This is a genomic window from Nitrobacter sp. CN101 (assembly GCF_055390255.1).
Map to the genome: position 1 here is coordinate 4,166,758 of NZ_AP038833.1, position 15,200 is coordinate 4,181,957.

The window sequence follows — 15,200 nt, forward strand, 5'->3', positions numbered from 1 at the left end:
ACGCATGTGTTCCGGCAGTGGTTCATGAGGCCGGCGTGATCCATTTCAGGAGCGCGGATCGCGGTCAGTTTGCCGCAGGCCCTTCAGAGGACAACCGTGTCACAGGCGATCGAACAGCTCCGGATTCGGGCCTCACGTCTCTCATTGCGCGGCCGGCTCGGCCTGTCCGGCAAGCTCCTGCTGCTGACGATTCCGCTGGTAATGATCGCCGAAATACTGATCTACGTCCCCGCGATCGCCAATTTTCGGTTGAATCGACTGAACGATCGCCTGGCGGCCGCGAACACCGCAGCGCTGGTGCTTGATGCAGCTCCCTCGGGCATGGTGCCCGACTCGCTCGCACGGCAGATTCTCAACAGCATCGGCGCCCGTGCGGTCGCCATCAAGATGGGTCAGCAGCGCCGGCTGCTCGCCAGCGCCGATCTGCCGGCGGCGATCGATCATGACATCGACATGCGCACCATGACTCCGTGGTCGGCCATTGTCGGTTCGTTCGAAACCATGCTGGAGAGCGGCAACCAGGCGATCCGCATCATCGGACCAGGGTCGCACGGCGCGCAGTTCATCGAGGTCGTCACCGACGAGGAGCCGCTGCGCCAGTCGATGTACCGCTTTTCGCGCAACCTGTTGCTGGTCTCGCTGGCGATAGCGATTTTGACTGCCGCTTTGGTCTATCTGGCGCTGCACTACCTGTTCGTCCGCCCGATGCGGCGCCTGACCGCGAATCTCGTAGGCTTTCACCAGAATCCCGAAAGCTCGGCACGGATCATCGTGCCGTCGCAGCGCGGCGACGAAATCGGCGTCGCCGAGCGTGAACTTTCCGACATGCAGCGTGACCTCGTGTCGATGCTGCATCAGAAGAGCCGGCTGGCTGCGCTTGGTCTCGCCGTTTCGAAGATCAATCACGACCTTCGCAATCTGCTGGCGTCCTCGCAGCTGCTCTCCGATCAACTGGCCAGCGTGCCCGATCCCCGGGTGCAGCGGTTCGCGCCAAAGCTGATGCGCTCGCTGGAACGCGCCATCGCGTTCTGCCAGTCGACGTTGTCTTATGGACGGGCGCAGGAGGCCGCCCCCGACCGGCGGCTGATGGCGATTGAGCCTATAGTCAACGAAGTGCGGGAGTCGGCGGGATTGGCGCCGGACGGATCCATCACCTGGATCAACGCGATCGAGCGCGGCCTTACCATCGACGCGGATCCGGATCAGCTTTTCCGTATTCTGCTCAATCTCGTGCGCAACGCCGCACAGGCTTTGGAGAGCCAACCGCGAAACGACGCTGATGCTGCGACCCGGCAAATCCGGGTTACCGGCCGCCGCGAGGGCGCGGTGGCGATCATCGAGGTTTCCGACACCGGACCGGGCGTTCCGCAACAGGCGCGCAACCACCTGTTCGAGGCCTTCCAGGGATCGGTACGCCCCGGCGGCAGCGGTCTCGGCCTTGCGATCGCGGCAGAACTGGTGCGCGCGCACGGCGGCGACATTGCTCTGGTGGAAGGCACCATAGGCGCGACGTTCCGGATTACGATCCCGGATCGTCCCGTGGAGTTGCAAACGATCCGTAACGAACGCGCCCGAGCCTGATCGATTTCAAGATTGTGGCTGCTCCGATTTCCAACTCTTGCCATTATAATAATAGCGTTTTCATAATAGCGTTTTCGAGCGAAGTGGATGCCGGTTCGCGTGAAGAAAACACGTCAAATCAAAATCCTGGAGCCACGCTTCTAATTCCCGCAGAAGCGGAAAGGCCCTAGCAGGCTGTTGAAGAAGTGTTTCGTCTGGCTTTGGGGATGGCTTGATCGCCGTTGTGATAGGCGAATGCGATCTGGATTGAGCCGTTGAGCAGTTTGGCGTGGCCGTGAGACGGCGCGGTCATGCTGGCACCGCCATGAGCTTCGGCAATCGCACCAGATTGTAAGCGGCGGCTGCGAAGGTGAAGGCCCATCCGACGCGGTCGCGGCCACGGAAGCGGGTCTTGTCCTGGCGGGCAACCATCTTGATCCAGCCGAACGCTTCCTCAATGCGCTTGCGGAGACGCTGGCTGATGGCATAGCCGCGGTGCCGCGTCGTGCGCCCGTCGATCGCCGAGCTTCGGCCGCTTGTGTTCTGCGCCACGTGCGGCGTCACCTTCATCGCGCGCAACTCGTTGACGAAGTCCTCCGTGTCATAGGCCTTATCAGCGCCAAGTGTGATGGCCAGGGGCCGGTCGGCGCGAGGTTCGATCATGTGCAACGCCGCCAAAGGTCGCAACCATCGTCCATCATGCCGCCCTGCCGATCGACGAGACGCCGGGCTTCATTGGCCTGCCCCTATGAGGTGGTCCGGTTTCAGTCTTAATGCATAATCGGCTTTTCGGCCATTGCTTGCGCTGCTGGCGGAAGCGATCCGGCTGGCTTTGAAGGCCAGGCGATGGCCTCTGGCGCCGGCGGTTTATATCCGAGCGATGAGTGTGGTCGCTCGGTGTTGTAGTAGCGCCGCCATGCCTCGATGATGACCTTGGCCTCGGCGAGGCTGTAGAAGATCTCACCGTTGAGCAGTTCGTCGCGAAGCTTCGAGTTGAAGCTCTCGCAGTAGCCGTTCTCCCAAGGGCTTCCGGGCTCGATGAACGCGGTCTTGGCGCCGACAGCTGCAATCCACTCTCGCACTGCCTTGGCGATGAACTCCGGCCCGTTATCAGAACGAACGTGGCCGGGCACGCCGCGTAGGATGAACAGGTCCGACAAGACGTCGATGACGTCGGTCGAGTTGAGCTTGCGATCAATCCGGATCGCCAGACATTCTCTGGTGAACTCGTCGATGATGTTGAGCATGCGGAACTTCCTGCCATTGTGGGTCCGGCCCTCGACGAAGTCATAGGACCAAACATGGTTTGGATGCTCGGGCCGAAGCCGGACGCACGATCCGTCATTCAGCCAGAGTCTGCCTCTCTTCGGTTGTTTCTGAGGAACCTTCAGCCCCTCCCGCCGCCAGATACGCTCGACACGCTTGGCATTCACCGTCCAACCCTCGGACCGCAGCATCGCCGTGATCCTGCGATAGCCATAGCGGCCGTAGCGTAAGGCCAGACTGATGATGTCGGTCGTCAATGCCTCTTCATCCGGTCGGCTTTGCGGCTTCTTGCGCTGGGTCGAGCGATGCTGGCCCAGAACCTTGCAGGCAAAGCGCTCCGAGACGGAGAACTTCACCATGACATGGTCGACGCAGCGGCGACGGCGGGAAGGGCTCAGAAGTTTCCCGAGGCAGCCTCTTTCAGGATCAGCTTCTCGAGCGTCAGGTCCGACACTGCCTTGCGCAGCCGGTCGTTCTCTTTCTCAAGCTCTTTCAAGCGCTTTACCTGATCGCCCTTCAGGCCACCAAACTCCTTGCGCCACCGGTAATACGTGAACTGCGTCACGCCGATCGAACGAACCGCTTCGCCAACCGATCTGCCTTGTGAAAGCAAAACATCGACCTGGCGCAGCTTCGCGACGATCTCTTCCGCCTTGTGCTTCTTCTGGGGCATTCCAATGTCCTCTCTAACGGCTAATAGCCTAATTCAGGGAGGACCACTTTTCAGGGGGCAGACCAACGGCTCTATCAACCAGATCGGCTAGCAGCCAATCTGACTGGTAGTTTTGCCTCAGCCATTTGGAGAAGGAGCTCGTATAAATGCGATCAACAGGCGGAATATTCTCAATAACGAGATCGGAGATCTTTTTGATCTCGGAATAGGTGCCTGCATATATCAGTGATTTCTGAGTACCCGGGGAAATCAACTCAATTAACTTTTTCCCCTTCTTAGCTGCATCACTGCCAATTTCTTTGTATGGCTCTTGGATGTCAAGGTAGACGGTATTGAAGTCAAGGAGCTCTAGGAATTCCATGTCTCGTGTAAATGCATTGTCGCCAAGCTTTTTAATATTGGGCGCGAGATAATATCTTTGCTTTGCCTTTTTTGATAATTTGAGGATTGCTTTGATAAGTGATGGTGCGCGCTCGCGATCATGTTTCTGGCTTGCTTTGTAGAACTCATCGACAACGAGCAGGTCGATCGTGCCGAGTGCAAACAAATATCCAAAGACGCGTTCTTGCGGAAATATGAGAATATTCTTGTGGCCAAGTCGCGTATCTGGCGCTGTTATGATTGTGTAGTGTTCTGAGAACTTTTTGAATAGTCGCCGCCGCGTTTCGTCCATCAACGCGATGGTTGGCACGATGATTACAACGGTATCCGGCTCTTTGGCCGCGATGAATGCGTCGATAATGAAGCTCTTACCAAAGCTGGTGGGCGCGCTCACCGCGATATTTTTTCCGTCCATGAGTTTTGCGAGAACGCTCGACTGCTCACGATGCAGCGTCGCTACGCGGCGGCCAACATCGACCTCAAACGCACGGTGTACGAATTTCTGATCCCAAGAAGCATTCGCGAGTTGCAAATATGGGAACAGGCCGGTCGCGCGAATCATATGGTTCACGACTTGTGGGTACGGCGTTTTGGCGCGATCGAGGTCAGCTAGTAGGCGTATCAAAAGGTTTCTAGCAGCAAACTCGTTTCGCAACGAAAGAAGTCTGTTGATCTCGTAGCAAATGTCAAAGACATCCATCATTCGTGTCCCTTGTAAAAGGCGACCGTTCGAACAAAGGCATCGACGATCTTCTTTTTATTGGGGACTGGAAATAGGATGATATGAAAGTTTAAATCATCATACTTATGGACTGAGGTAGACTTAGCGATTTGTTTGAGGAAATACGCGTTGGCACGATCCTTGTGGAAGGCGACGATCTTTGCCCTGTAAGCGTCAGATAGCTCTTTCGCGCCGGACGTGGTGGAGCATTCGTGTAACAAAAGAATTGGAATATGGATCTTCGATTTTAGATTATCGATGGACTCCCTGTTATCCAGGGCTGCCTTGATCCTATCGCGAAGGTCTGCCGAAATGGGCAGATTATCGAGGTCGGACACACTGGTTATTATGGCGTTTTCTTTTTTTAGCTTATCTGTCGATAAAGAGTTCATCACCGAGGTGACAACTGAATCGAGGCGAGCGTCGGCAATGGAATTGTAGAATTTGGCCTCACCAAACCAGAGGGTAAAATCGTCGCCATCTACAACTACGTGGACACTGTCTGCTCCTTTGGCATTATCTTGAACATTTTGCTTATAGAAAATTTTGGGAACGACAGGCAGCGCACCGAAGCGATGTCGCATCAAGCCATATAGGAAAACTTCAGCGATTTCACTACCCTGTCCAATCTCGTCATTGTCCGTCAGTCTGAGATTTTGAGCGGCGGCGATCAGACTGCTGTGGCTTTGATCAACAAGAGCCGCCCTCTCTTTCTGCGATAGGGCAGTCTGGGCAATGTTATCCCACAAGTAACTTTGAAATTTCGGGTAGCGCCAATCGGCGTCCTCAAAGTCGTTGATCAAGCTCAATACACGCTTGTTAATTAAGCCGGCTAGCTGGGAAACGGATGTAATTCCGGCAAGCGTGTCATCAACTAAAATCTCAAATGCTAAGCCGGCCATTGATGCCAATCCCCCCGAGTCAGCCCTTTTAAATGCCGTAGCATTTGCAGCCATGCACGGATAGGTAGATTGTCACTCTCATCGCGAGTAGCTGCTCTCGGACCTGAGACCCATTGCTCTTCATTGAGGAAAGGTTTGGATACCAGCTACAGGGTGATTTAGGTCAAGGCACTCATTTGAATATGCCCTGTTCGATCACCCGCGACTGGGTATGGTTCTGCATCCTGATAGATCGATCAGGAGCAAATCGTGTCACTCGGAAAGCAGGCCAAGCCTCTGACCAAGGCCCAAATCGAAGCCGTCTTGGGCTATCTCGCGAAGACCCGCCATCCGAACCGAAACCGGCTTATCTTCCTGCTTTCGATCCGAGCAGGACTTCGCGCTCGTGAAATCGCTCTCCTTACCTGGAGCATGGTCACCGACGCCGAGGGCAAGATCGGACGCGTCATCGCGTTGCAGGACGATGTGAGCAAGGGTCGGTCCGGGAGAGTCATCCCGATTCACTCCCAACTCCGGGCAGCCCTCATCGAGTGGCGCGAGATAGAGCAGCCGGTTTCAAATTCGCGCATCATCCGCACTGAACGATCAAACCAGACCTCCCCGCAGACCATCGTGAACATGTTCGCTCGGTGGTACGAGCAGATCGGCTTTGACGGGTGTTCAAGCCACAGCGGGCGTCGCACTTTCATAACCAACGCGGCGAGAAAGATTTCGCTCGTTGGAGGCTCACTCAGGGACGTGCAGATGTTGGCTGGCCATACGAGCCTGCGTGTCACTCAGCGATACATCGATGCCGATCAGGATGCCCAACGGAAGATCGTTGAGCTAATATAATTCAGCATCGGTGGCTTGAACAGATAAGTCGACTCCACATCGTCTGGGGCGTTCGCCGCGGCGGATGTCTATTGTGCGCATCACGGACTCAAGCGCGATATCGCGTCGGGTCCGAAAAGGGCCAACAGCGGACTTCGGCTGGCTTGTATGCCGTGGATAATGAGACGCGGCACCCGAAGGAATGACGAAGAACCCTTCAGTCCACGGCCTTAGCAGTTACGTCCATTTACGCTTGCAGGGATGTGGTTTGTATTTTTGCAAACGCATTCCTGTGCGCGTGTGGAGATCGTGGCGGCTTGATTATTCCTTGGACTTTGCGGGCGTGACAACCCAAACGGTTTTGCCATCTCAAAGCTTCGCGGCTGATTAGTTCGATCGGCCCTTCTTGATCCAAATCAGAGTCGCACGACTTGCATTGAATCCGCTGACCAGCGGTATCGGGGCCCATTGGTGTTTACCGGCTGAGCGTGGACTGAGCGACAATCAACTGTATCATTGATCTAAATCAAGATCATCTTGTCCTCAAATGAGGAACCTCGCGGTCGCGTCGGGCAAAAGAAGAGACCCGTTGTTTTTTTGTACTGTTAGCCCGCGTTCTTCGGACGCCGTTTTGGCGGCCCTCATGCGATGAGGAGAGCGTAGCCATGTTGAACTCGATATTGGCGCCGTTCATGAAAACGTCGCCACGCAAAACATCCGGTTGGCACAGGCGATCCTGCGCCGCATTGCTCGGTGCAACGACTCTCATGTCGATTTCATTGAGCGGAGTCACGAACATCCCGGCAGCTGCGCAGCAGCAGCAGAAGCCGAATATCCTCTTCATCATGGGCGATGATATCGGCTGGATGCAGCCGAGCATATACCATCGCGGATTGATGGTCGGGGAGACGCCCAACATCGATCGCATCGGCAACGAAGGCGCGATGTTCACGAACTATTACGCCGAGCAGAGCTGCACGGCAGGGCGTACGGCCTTCATCACCGGTATGCAGCCTGTTCGCGTCGGCATGACCCTCCCGGAAATTCCCGGCAGCCCGTCCTATCTGCGGCCCGGGACGCCGACGCTTGCCAGGTTCTTGCTCGATCTCGGCTACAGTACCGGGGAATTCGGCAAGAATCATCTCGGCGACCACACCGACTCACTGCCGACTGCGCATGGTTTCCAGGAATACTGGGGCTACCTGTATCACCTCGACGCTATGCAGGGGGTGAGCTTCCCCGACATTAACAAAACCCCGAACCAGCAGACCGTCGCGCCGCCATGCAAGAACACGCCGATCCCCGGCGTACCCGAGGTTCCCGGCGCGGTGGATCCCAAGACCACGGTCTGCCTGACGCCACCGCGTCCGATGCTTGCGTGCAAGTCCTCGGATGGCACCTCCAAGAACATGACATGCAAGGACGAAGGTCCGCTGACGCTCGAGCGATCGAAGGGTGTCGACGAGGAAATCTCGGCCAAGGTCATCGACTTCCTCGATCGCAACGACCCAAAGAAGACCAACAAGCCTTTCTTCGTCTGGTACAACCCTGCCCGCATGCACATCACGACCGTGCTGAGTGACAAGTACAAGGCCATGGTCGGCGAGCCGGGTGGCAAGGACTGGGGCATTAACGAAGCCGGCATGAAGCAGATGGATGACAACATCGGCTATGTGCTGAAGAAGCTCCAGGACATGGGCCAGCTCGACAACACGATCGTCGTGTTCACCACCGATAACGGTGCCGAGACGATTACCTTCCCGGACGGCGGCGTTACGCCGTTCAAGGGCGGAAAGTTGAGCACCTGGGAGGGTGGCATGCGCGCCCCGATGGTGATTCGGTGGCCAGGCGTCATCAAGCCCGGCACGGTGAAGAACGAAATGTTTGCCGCCCTTGATTGGCTTCCGACTCTCGTCGAGATTGCCGGCGGCCCCAAAGGGGAAGGACTGAAGCAACGGATCGAGGCCGGTGAGTATCCCGGCATCGTCAGGACCACACTCGATGGCATCAACCAGACCGACTACCTGAGCGGCAAATCTGAAAAGTCCCCACGCGACCACTTCTTGTATTACTCCAGCACGACGCCGTCGGCGGTTCGTTACAAGAACTGGAAGATGTATTTCGCCATGGTGTCCGACGACCCGGCGGGCTTCGTTTCGGGAGTGCAGCCCTACTCCTGGACCCAGGTCGTCAACATCAAGCGCGATCCCTTCGAGACCTCGGTGGGTTCGCAACAGAAGACTCTCTTCGGTATGGGCGGGGCAATTGCTTCTCCTTCGACCGCCTATGTCTATGACTGGAACTTGCTGCCGATCGGCCAGCAGCTTTGGTTGATGCACCTTGAGTCTTACATCAAGTTCCCGCCGCTGCAGGACCCGGCCAGCTACAACCTGGAACAGGTCATGCGGCAAGTTAGGAATATGAAGACGGCCGGCCGCAGCGAATAGCTGCGCAAAGCGTGCGATGTAACCACGCGGGCGCCCCCATCGGGCGTCCGCACACGACAGGTGGCGCGATAAATGTGCCGTCCATGCAATCTCTTTTGAGAAACCGCCGTGAACCAAGACCGTGGTCGATATGAAGAAGGATTGAAAACGGATCCTTAGCTTCGAATAGGAATGGACGTTAGACTACTTCGGCCGATGATTTTGTTCGGTGTCATTCGCGTCGATTTTTAGCATGTCCACAGCATGTCCGGTTATGGGGTAATCTGGGAAGTGCTGATTGTCCGGATTTTACGATGCAGCGGCATAAAGCCCATCGATGCCAGATTGCGCTGATCGGAGAAAAACCTTCCCGATGAGTCAAATTGGACTGTCGTGAACTATAAATATTCTTGAAATCTCAGGATCGACGCTTCGTGCGCGTCCCGTAACGTCGGACTAAAGAGAGTTCGGGGCAATGCGGTTATTAATCCGGTGGACTGAGACACTGGTGAGCTGGCGAGCTTCATACAAATGGCCAAAGCAGACGAGGTCGGCATAAAAAGTCTGTACGAGAGGCGGAAAAGCTTTAGTCCGCCGAGCGAGAGGGATCGTCGTCGAATCGGCCCCTCAAGCTGCGCGCAATAGCAGAGGTTAAAAGGTCAATTCGCAGCGCCTGATCTTACCGGTTGGTTCTTCTGATTCGACTATGTCCGACCAATAGACGCAACGCGGGCATGGCTTCTGTCGCTGGCAAAGCTATGCCCTCTCAAATCCGCAACTATAAAGATTGGATAAGAACAAAAGGCTGATGCCGAAGGCATCATCACCCGAACGAAGTGAGGGTGATGAGAAACTCCTTCAATCCATCTGATCTAGTTGGATTTAAGTTCTTCGGCCTATCATCAATTCTTGTAGATCGGATTTTGGGATAGCTACGGATTCCAACTTCAGATTGGCTCGGCGCACTAGGCCGTGGTGACGATTTAACTATTTGAGCCAGATGCGACAGCGGCGAGTTTGACGAATCCCATGAAGTTGGCGAGGAGCTTGTCGTATCGTGTTGCGACACGGCGGAATTGCTTGAGCTTGTTGAAGAAGCGCTCGATGCGGTTTCGTTCCTTGTAGAGATCGATGTCGTAGTCGCGCTGAACCTTGCGGTTGCGTTTTGGTGGAATGACGACTTCGATACCGGCCTTGGCGATCCTGTTTGCGAGGTGATCTGCGTCGTATCCCTTGTCGGCGATTGCCGCATCGGCGTCGATGCCCTCGATCAGATACAAATGCGGCCGCACGGCGGAAAGGCTTACGACCCAATCACGCACACCGAGCTGCTGCTTGCGTTTTGAGCCTCAATAGGTTTAGTCCGGGGGACTTCATGACCATCGGCATGAATGAGCGGCGCGCTGCGTGATTTCGCCGCGTCTTATGCAGAGTTATGTCGTAGCTCGCACAAAGGATTCCGGGAATGGCAAAACTGACTAAAAACCAACTGATCGATGCAATTGCCGAAAGCGCCCAGCTCGCAAAAGGGGACGTGAGGTCGGTCATCGAGCACATGGCAACTGTCGGATACAAAGAGCTGAACGAATCGGGCGAGTTCGTCATTCCTGGCTTTGTGAAAATGTCCGTAGTGAATAAGCCTGCAACCGAAGCCCACAGTGGAGTAAATCCGTTCACGAGAGAGCCGATGGAATTCGCCGCGAAGCCCGCGAGCAAATCGGTGAAGGCGTCACCCCTGAAGGCTGCCAAGGACGCAGTGTAGGTTCGCGTTTAGGTGGCTGGGGATACTTGCCGCCCTCGCGATTACCGGATTATCTTTTTCACTGACCGTTAGGGATTGAGCGGAAGTGAATTTACCGGCTTGGATTCGTTCTTTGAGAACGAAGGAGAGTCATAGCCGGAACAGGGAACCCTTCTGCCGATGAAATCTTGTCCTGCGAAGGAGAGCGGCTATGGAAATCAAAGAGAAGATGGAAGTCATCGGCGCCGATGGGGTTCACGTCGGTACAGTTGATAAGGTTGAGGGCAACCGTATCAAGCTGACCAAGAAGGACAGCGGACAGGGTTCGCACAAGGGTCATCATCATTTCATTGATAAGGGCCTTGTCGCCGGAGTTGAGGGCAACAAGGTGAGGTTGTCGGCAAATGCCGATGTCGCGGTGACGATGGAAGAAGAACAGAAGCCCTTTTAAGAGGGCTACAGGAGCTATATCGGGTCGTCTCGACGATCGGGGAGGCTAGTCCCCACCATCCTGAACCCAGTGGCGCTCGAGATGTGGGATGACAACCTTCAGTACCGGGGTAGCGCTACGCTTTTCGCCTGCGGTCCGGGGCCCTCACCTTTCAGATCGAAGCCCTCCTCAATGACGCTCAGCGGCACCATCATGCGTCCTTTGAGGATCGATTGAGGTGGTGAATGACTGCCGCTATCTTGGACAAACACTAGGGGCTCGGCTTGGGACTTCTTTAAAAAGCCAACCATAGCGGTGGCTTTCACGGCACCGCGAGGGAGATGCACAAATGACATCCCCGTCGCGAGTTCGTTCTGAGAATTCAGGCTACTCAAATATACTCAGCGCGGAATACCCCCGGCCTTAATTCTGGGTGCAGGTGCCTGACTGCCCGGTGCCGGGCTTGTAGGTGCCGCCATTGGCATTGCAGCCGGTTTTCAGCTTGGCGCAGAGGGCCTTATCCTTGCAGAAAGCGTCCGACTGCGGACCGATGTCGGCGGCAAATCCCATCTGTTGGCCGGCCTGTGATGGTTTGGTGCAGACGCCTGACGAACCGTCCGGCTTGCTGGGCGAATATTTATAGCCGGCACCCTCGCAGGCCGCCTTGAGCCGAGCGCAACTGAAATTGCTGTTGGGCTTGTCTCCCTTGCTGTTGCAACTGCCGACAGCCTGTCCGGCTGAGGTCGGCGGCGGTTCGGAGCGTATCGTCGCCCCTGGGTCCGGCTTGGTCATGGGCTGTGCCAGCGCGGTGGCCGAGGCGAAAATCAAGAGCGCTGCTGTAACGAGACTACGTCTGATCATCTTCGTTCTCCGGGGCTACTTACGACAGATCGCCAGTCCTTGACCGACGTGAGACTTCTCATCTGACGGCGCCAACGCTCCGGGGGTTCAAGGGCGTAGTGGAAACAAATCGTTGACGCTTTCCCAACCGCAGATCAGGAGCCCGAGAGATGATCTCTCGCGTACAAACGAATGAGATGGCTCCGCCCCCACAGCACGAGCGACTTGTTCTCCAGCCGCAACAGTCACGGAACACGTGTTGCCTGAGGTCGGCAGCTGCAACGTTGTTGAACACAGCCTTATTTGCTATGTCGCAAATGCGCCATTGCTAACATAGGAAACATTAGAACATGACGACAATCACCGAGGCCGATGCCGCTCGTATCGCGGTTGACGCATTCACGGAGGGCCTTGTCGCCGCGCTCACGGCTAAAAACATCGAGGTGAGGGGGGACGACCTCCGCGCCATCGTATCGGAATATGTGGCGACGCCGGACAGAGGAGAATACCAAGGCCTTAAAGCGGCATTGCGGGAGCATCTCGCCGCTACTGCCTAATAAGATGGCGCAACTTGGAAGCGGTCCTCTTAAGGATGGTGGCAAGTTCCCACCACCAGCTTCCTCGCTTAGGCGTGCCACCGTACTCATCATGAAGGCGGGAAGATTACTGCAAAGTCATCTGGGTTTGCGCCGTAGGTGGCTTCGAACGACTTCTTCGCCCACTCGATGAGCGCCTCGTTCGACGGTACCAGAACGCAGAGAGAGCCTTCGGACGTAGTTGTCGGACCAACAATTCCGGTTAGGCGCGGCTGAAGCCGAAAGTCTCAAGATTCGCTCGAAGAGTTCTTCTTCCTGAGCGGGAGCTTCCAGATTTGATCCCCGCTATCCGATATAGGTGTGTCAGCAGTCTTGCCAGTGCACCCGTCGTCATCGCGCCTCCTCGTTGAGAGCGAATAATCGGGGTAGCGTTGTCGATGGGACGATCGCGAAAACTGTACTCAAAGTGATTGGCGAGAGCTGATCGCAATCTAGTTGACCGAACGGGTACCAGTCTCTCCCGACCTGGGGACTTTATCCGTATGCTGTCAGCCACATTGCCGTTTCCCTCGTAGATGTCGGCCACGCACAGTTTTGCTATCTCGGAGGCGCGGAGGCCTAGCTCGAAGGAAAGCAAAAGCGCGACTTGGAGACGATGTGACGACCGGTCGATTCGCCGAGCGGTCTGCAGGACTTTCAAAGCTTGAGCGGAATCCAGAATTGCAGCGGAGCCGCGAGACCCCTTAGGCCGTCCTCTAGGTCGTTTTCCCATGTTGACCGCTATAAACCGAAGGCCCCACGGGTACAGGGTCGCCTTCCATTTATTCTCGTCGGAACAAATCCAGTTTCCATCCAGATAATTTTGTGGGATGGATTGAGGTATGTATAACTACTACCAATCAAATTCTTTTTAAAAATTAGGCTGTTATGTCAAGGTCCTGGCGGAGAGAGTGGGATTCGAACCCACGGTACGGTTTCCCGCACACACGCTTTCCAAGCGTGCGCCTTAAGCCACTCGGCCATCTCTCCGGTCACCTTCTCATGAAGGGGTGTTCCGGTTTTTGCAAGAGAGCGGTGGCCGTGGCGTCGGGATTTTCCCTAACAGTATGACTGATGCAATTATTACTGGCTAGCAGGATGTTCCCACCATTCAGGGGCTGTCCCGGAAACGATTGTGGATTCCCGCGACCATTTTGCAAATGAAGAATCTCGGCGGAAACGCCGGATAATCCCGGGATTGCAAGGCCCGGGTAGGGATTACCGGCTCTGCCGAGCGAAAAATCGCTTCTATTTGCGTTTCGAGCGGACGAGGATAGTTCACCGAAAACGTTTCACCGAAAAATCGGGTCAATTACCTTGTAATCTCGCTTCCGACCCCAGCGGAAGAGCCCTAGTGAACGCCGGCGCCGCTACGCGAACCCACCACATGCAGCGGCCATGATTTCGGTGTTACCGCAGCAGCGGGACGGTCGCTTGCTGTCTTTTTGTTAGCCGCGCGCGCGTCCTCCAGCGCTTCGGAAAAGTCCGTAAACCATTGCTGGACGGTCCCGGCACGCAGCTTCCGCATCATAGCCTCCCAACGCGTTCTGCGTTCTGTCAGCGGCATCGCGAATGCGGCGGCAATGGCGCGGGCCATCCCGTCGATTTCGTGAGGGTTGACGAGGAGCGCTGTCTGCAACTCGTTCGCGGCGCCTGCAAATTTGGACAATACCAGCACCCCCGGATCGGCGGGATTCTGCGCGGCCACATATTCCTTTGCGACGAGATTCATCCCGTCATGCAGCGGCGTCACCACGCCTACGCGCGCCGTGCGATAGAGGCCGGCCAGCACGGTCTGACTGTATCCCCGGTTGAGGTAGCGAATCGGCATCCAGTCGGTTTCACCGTGGCGGCCATTGACGTCGGTGACCAGTTTCGCAAGCTCGCTCTGCAGATTGCCGTAGGCCTCGATCATACCGCGGGAGGGCGTCGCAATTTGCAGCAGCGAGACAGTGCGCTTCAGCGCGGGGTTCGAGACCAGCAAGCGATCGAATGCATTGATCCGATTCACAAGGCCCTTCGAATAGTCGAGGCGGTCGACGCCGATCGCCAGTTGTTCTCCGTTCAGGCTGCGGCGCAATCGCGAGACGTCGGGATGCGAGGATGCCTTGGCGGCCTGCAACGCGAATTTCTCGACATCGATTCCGATCGGGAATACGGCGCATCGCGACTTGCCGTAACGCGACGTCACGACGCCGTCTTGTATCTTGAGGCCGAGTTCCGATTGAAGATAGCTGAGAAAATTTTCGCAGTCGTCGTCGGTCTGGAATCCGATCAGATCATAGGCCAGCATCGCTTCGATCAATTCGCGATGATGCGGCACCGCCCCCATGACGGCGCGAGCCGGCCAGGGTGTATGCAGGAAGAAACCGACCGGATTGCTGACACCCAGATCGCGCAATTCGGCGCCGAGCGAGAGGAAATGATAATCCTGAATCCAGAACGCAGTGTCGGGCTTGCGAAAGCGCATCAGAGCCCTCGCCATGAAGGCATTGACCTCGCGATACGATTGATAGTCCTCGTGCGACACGCGAATGAGATCGGACCGGGAATGAAGCGCAGGCCATAGCGCCGAATTCGCGAAGCCTTCGTAGTATCCGCCGTAGTGCGCGGCCGGCAGATCGAGCAATGCAAGCGCTCCAGATCCGAGGGCTTCAACTTCAGCAAAGGGTTCCTTGTGCGACCCGTCCCGTACCCGCCCGCTGGAACCTACCCAAATTGCTCCTGATTTTTCAACAACTGGTAACAGCGCCGCCGCTAGGCCGCCTGTCAGGGGCTCATTAGCCCGCGCACGCGCCACGCGATTCGAAACGACAACGAGGTTCACAAGGATCCCCTCCTGGTTTTGCACCCGCAGATAAACGCGCGTTCA

12 protein-coding genes, 1 tRNA gene and 2 pseudogenes are annotated in these 15,200 nt (G+C 56.2%); 6 read left to right on the top strand and 9 right to left on the bottom strand.

Going from position 1 to position 15,200, the window contains the following annotated elements:
* Nucleotides 1-96: 96 nt before the first annotated feature.
* On the top strand, nucleotides 97-1,581 hold the full coding sequence (locus ACZ5IL_RS20815; RefSeq protein ID WP_464594330.1) for an ATP-binding protein: 1,485 nt from the start codon (nucleotides 97-99) through the stop codon (nucleotides 1,579-1,581).
* 166 nt (nucleotides 1,582-1,747) lie between these two features.
* On the opposite strand, the gene ACZ5IL_RS20820 is transcribed toward ACZ5IL_RS20815, so the two are convergent.
* The 5 genes and pseudogenes from ACZ5IL_RS20820 to ACZ5IL_RS20840 form a co-directional block, all read right to left on the bottom strand.
* Nucleotides 1,748-1,873, bottom strand: a complete 126-nt coding sequence (locus ACZ5IL_RS20820; RefSeq protein ID WP_464594331.1) for a hypothetical protein — start codon at nucleotides 1,871-1,873, stop codon at nucleotides 1,748-1,750.
* Nucleotides 1,870-2,238: pseudogene (locus ACZ5IL_RS20825) on the bottom strand (transposase); the annotation flags it as partial. The gene ACZ5IL_RS20820 and the pseudogene ACZ5IL_RS20825, both read right to left, overlap by 4 nt.
* Before the next feature lie 92 nt (nucleotides 2,239-2,330).
* Nucleotides 2,331-3,499, bottom strand: a protein-coding gene (locus ACZ5IL_RS20830) for an IS3 family transposase (RefSeq protein ID WP_464593814.1) whose coding sequence is annotated in 2 segments (ribosomal slippage) — nucleotides 2,331-3,235 and nucleotides 3,235-3,499 — 1,170 coding nt in all. Because the reading frame shifts where the segments join, the coding sequence is not laid out codon by codon here.
* A 28-nt stretch (nucleotides 3,500-3,527) separates the two neighbouring features.
* Nucleotides 3,528-4,580, bottom strand: coding sequence for a DEAD/DEAH box helicase (locus tag ACZ5IL_RS20835; protein ID WP_464594332.1), 1,053 nt, complete (start codon nucleotides 4,578-4,580; stop codon nucleotides 3,528-3,530).
* On the bottom strand, nucleotides 4,580-5,503 hold the full coding sequence (locus tag ACZ5IL_RS20840) for a HamA C-terminal domain-containing protein (protein ID WP_464594333.1): 924 nt from the start codon (nucleotides 5,501-5,503) through the stop codon (nucleotides 4,580-4,582). Before ACZ5IL_RS20840 ends, ACZ5IL_RS20835 begins: the two co-directional genes overlap by 1 nt.
* 249 nt (nucleotides 5,504-5,752) lie before the next feature.
* Between ACZ5IL_RS20840 and ACZ5IL_RS20845 the strand changes: the two genes are divergently transcribed.
* A complete protein-coding gene (locus ACZ5IL_RS20845) occupies nucleotides 5,753-6,337 on the top strand; it encodes a tyrosine-type recombinase/integrase (protein WP_464594334.1) in 585 nt (194 codons plus the stop codon).
* Between the two features lie 746 nt (nucleotides 6,338-7,083).
* Complete coding sequence (locus ACZ5IL_RS20850; RefSeq protein ID WP_464594335.1) at nucleotides 7,084-8,763, top strand: arylsulfatase; 1,680 nt, start codon at nucleotides 7,084-7,086, stop codon at nucleotides 8,761-8,763.
* A gap of 966 nt (nucleotides 8,764-9,729) precedes the next feature.
* Here ACZ5IL_RS20850 and ACZ5IL_RS20855 read toward each other — a convergent pair.
* Nucleotides 9,730-10,016, bottom strand: a pseudogene (locus tag ACZ5IL_RS20855) (transposase); the annotation flags it as partial.
* Between the two features lie 191 nt (nucleotides 10,017-10,207).
* Between ACZ5IL_RS20855 and ACZ5IL_RS20860 the strand changes: the two are divergent.
* Together ACZ5IL_RS20860 and ACZ5IL_RS20865 are read left to right on the top strand one after the other, a co-directional pair.
* Entirely contained in the window at nucleotides 10,208-10,504 is a 297-nt protein-coding gene (locus ACZ5IL_RS20860) for an HU family DNA-binding protein (protein ID WP_464594336.1), read from the top strand.
* Between the two features lie 190 nt (nucleotides 10,505-10,694).
* Nucleotides 10,695-10,934, top strand: coding sequence for a DUF2171 domain-containing protein (locus ACZ5IL_RS20865; RefSeq protein ID WP_464594337.1), 240 nt, complete (start codon nucleotides 10,695-10,697; stop codon nucleotides 10,932-10,934).
* Between the two features lie 402 nt (nucleotides 10,935-11,336).
* Here ACZ5IL_RS20865 and ACZ5IL_RS20870 read toward each other — a convergent pair whose 3' ends face one another.
* The gene (locus tag ACZ5IL_RS20870) at nucleotides 11,337-11,774 is read right to left on the bottom strand and encodes a hypothetical protein (RefSeq protein WP_464592227.1); all 438 of its coding nucleotides are present in this window, start codon (nucleotides 11,772-11,774) and stop codon (nucleotides 11,337-11,339) included.
* Nucleotides 11,775-12,103: 329 nt separating this feature from the next.
* Between ACZ5IL_RS20870 and ACZ5IL_RS20875 the strand changes: the two genes are divergently transcribed.
* Nucleotides 12,104-12,310 carry a hypothetical protein gene (locus ACZ5IL_RS20875; protein WP_464594338.1) on the top strand — a complete coding sequence of 69 codons (207 nt, stop codon included), beginning with the start codon at nucleotides 12,104-12,106 and terminating at the stop codon, nucleotides 12,308-12,310.
* A 918-nt stretch (nucleotides 12,311-13,228) separates the two neighbouring features.
* On the opposite strand, the gene ACZ5IL_RS20880 is transcribed toward ACZ5IL_RS20875, so the two are convergent.
* A tRNA-Ser gene (locus tag ACZ5IL_RS20880) sits at nucleotides 13,229-13,318 on the bottom strand.
* 361 nt (nucleotides 13,319-13,679) lie between these two features.
* Complete coding sequence (locus ACZ5IL_RS20885; protein WP_464594339.1) at nucleotides 13,680-15,155, bottom strand: trehalose-6-phosphate synthase; 1,476 nt, start codon at nucleotides 15,153-15,155, stop codon at nucleotides 13,680-13,682.
* Between the last annotated feature and the right edge of the window lie 45 nt (nucleotides 15,156-15,200).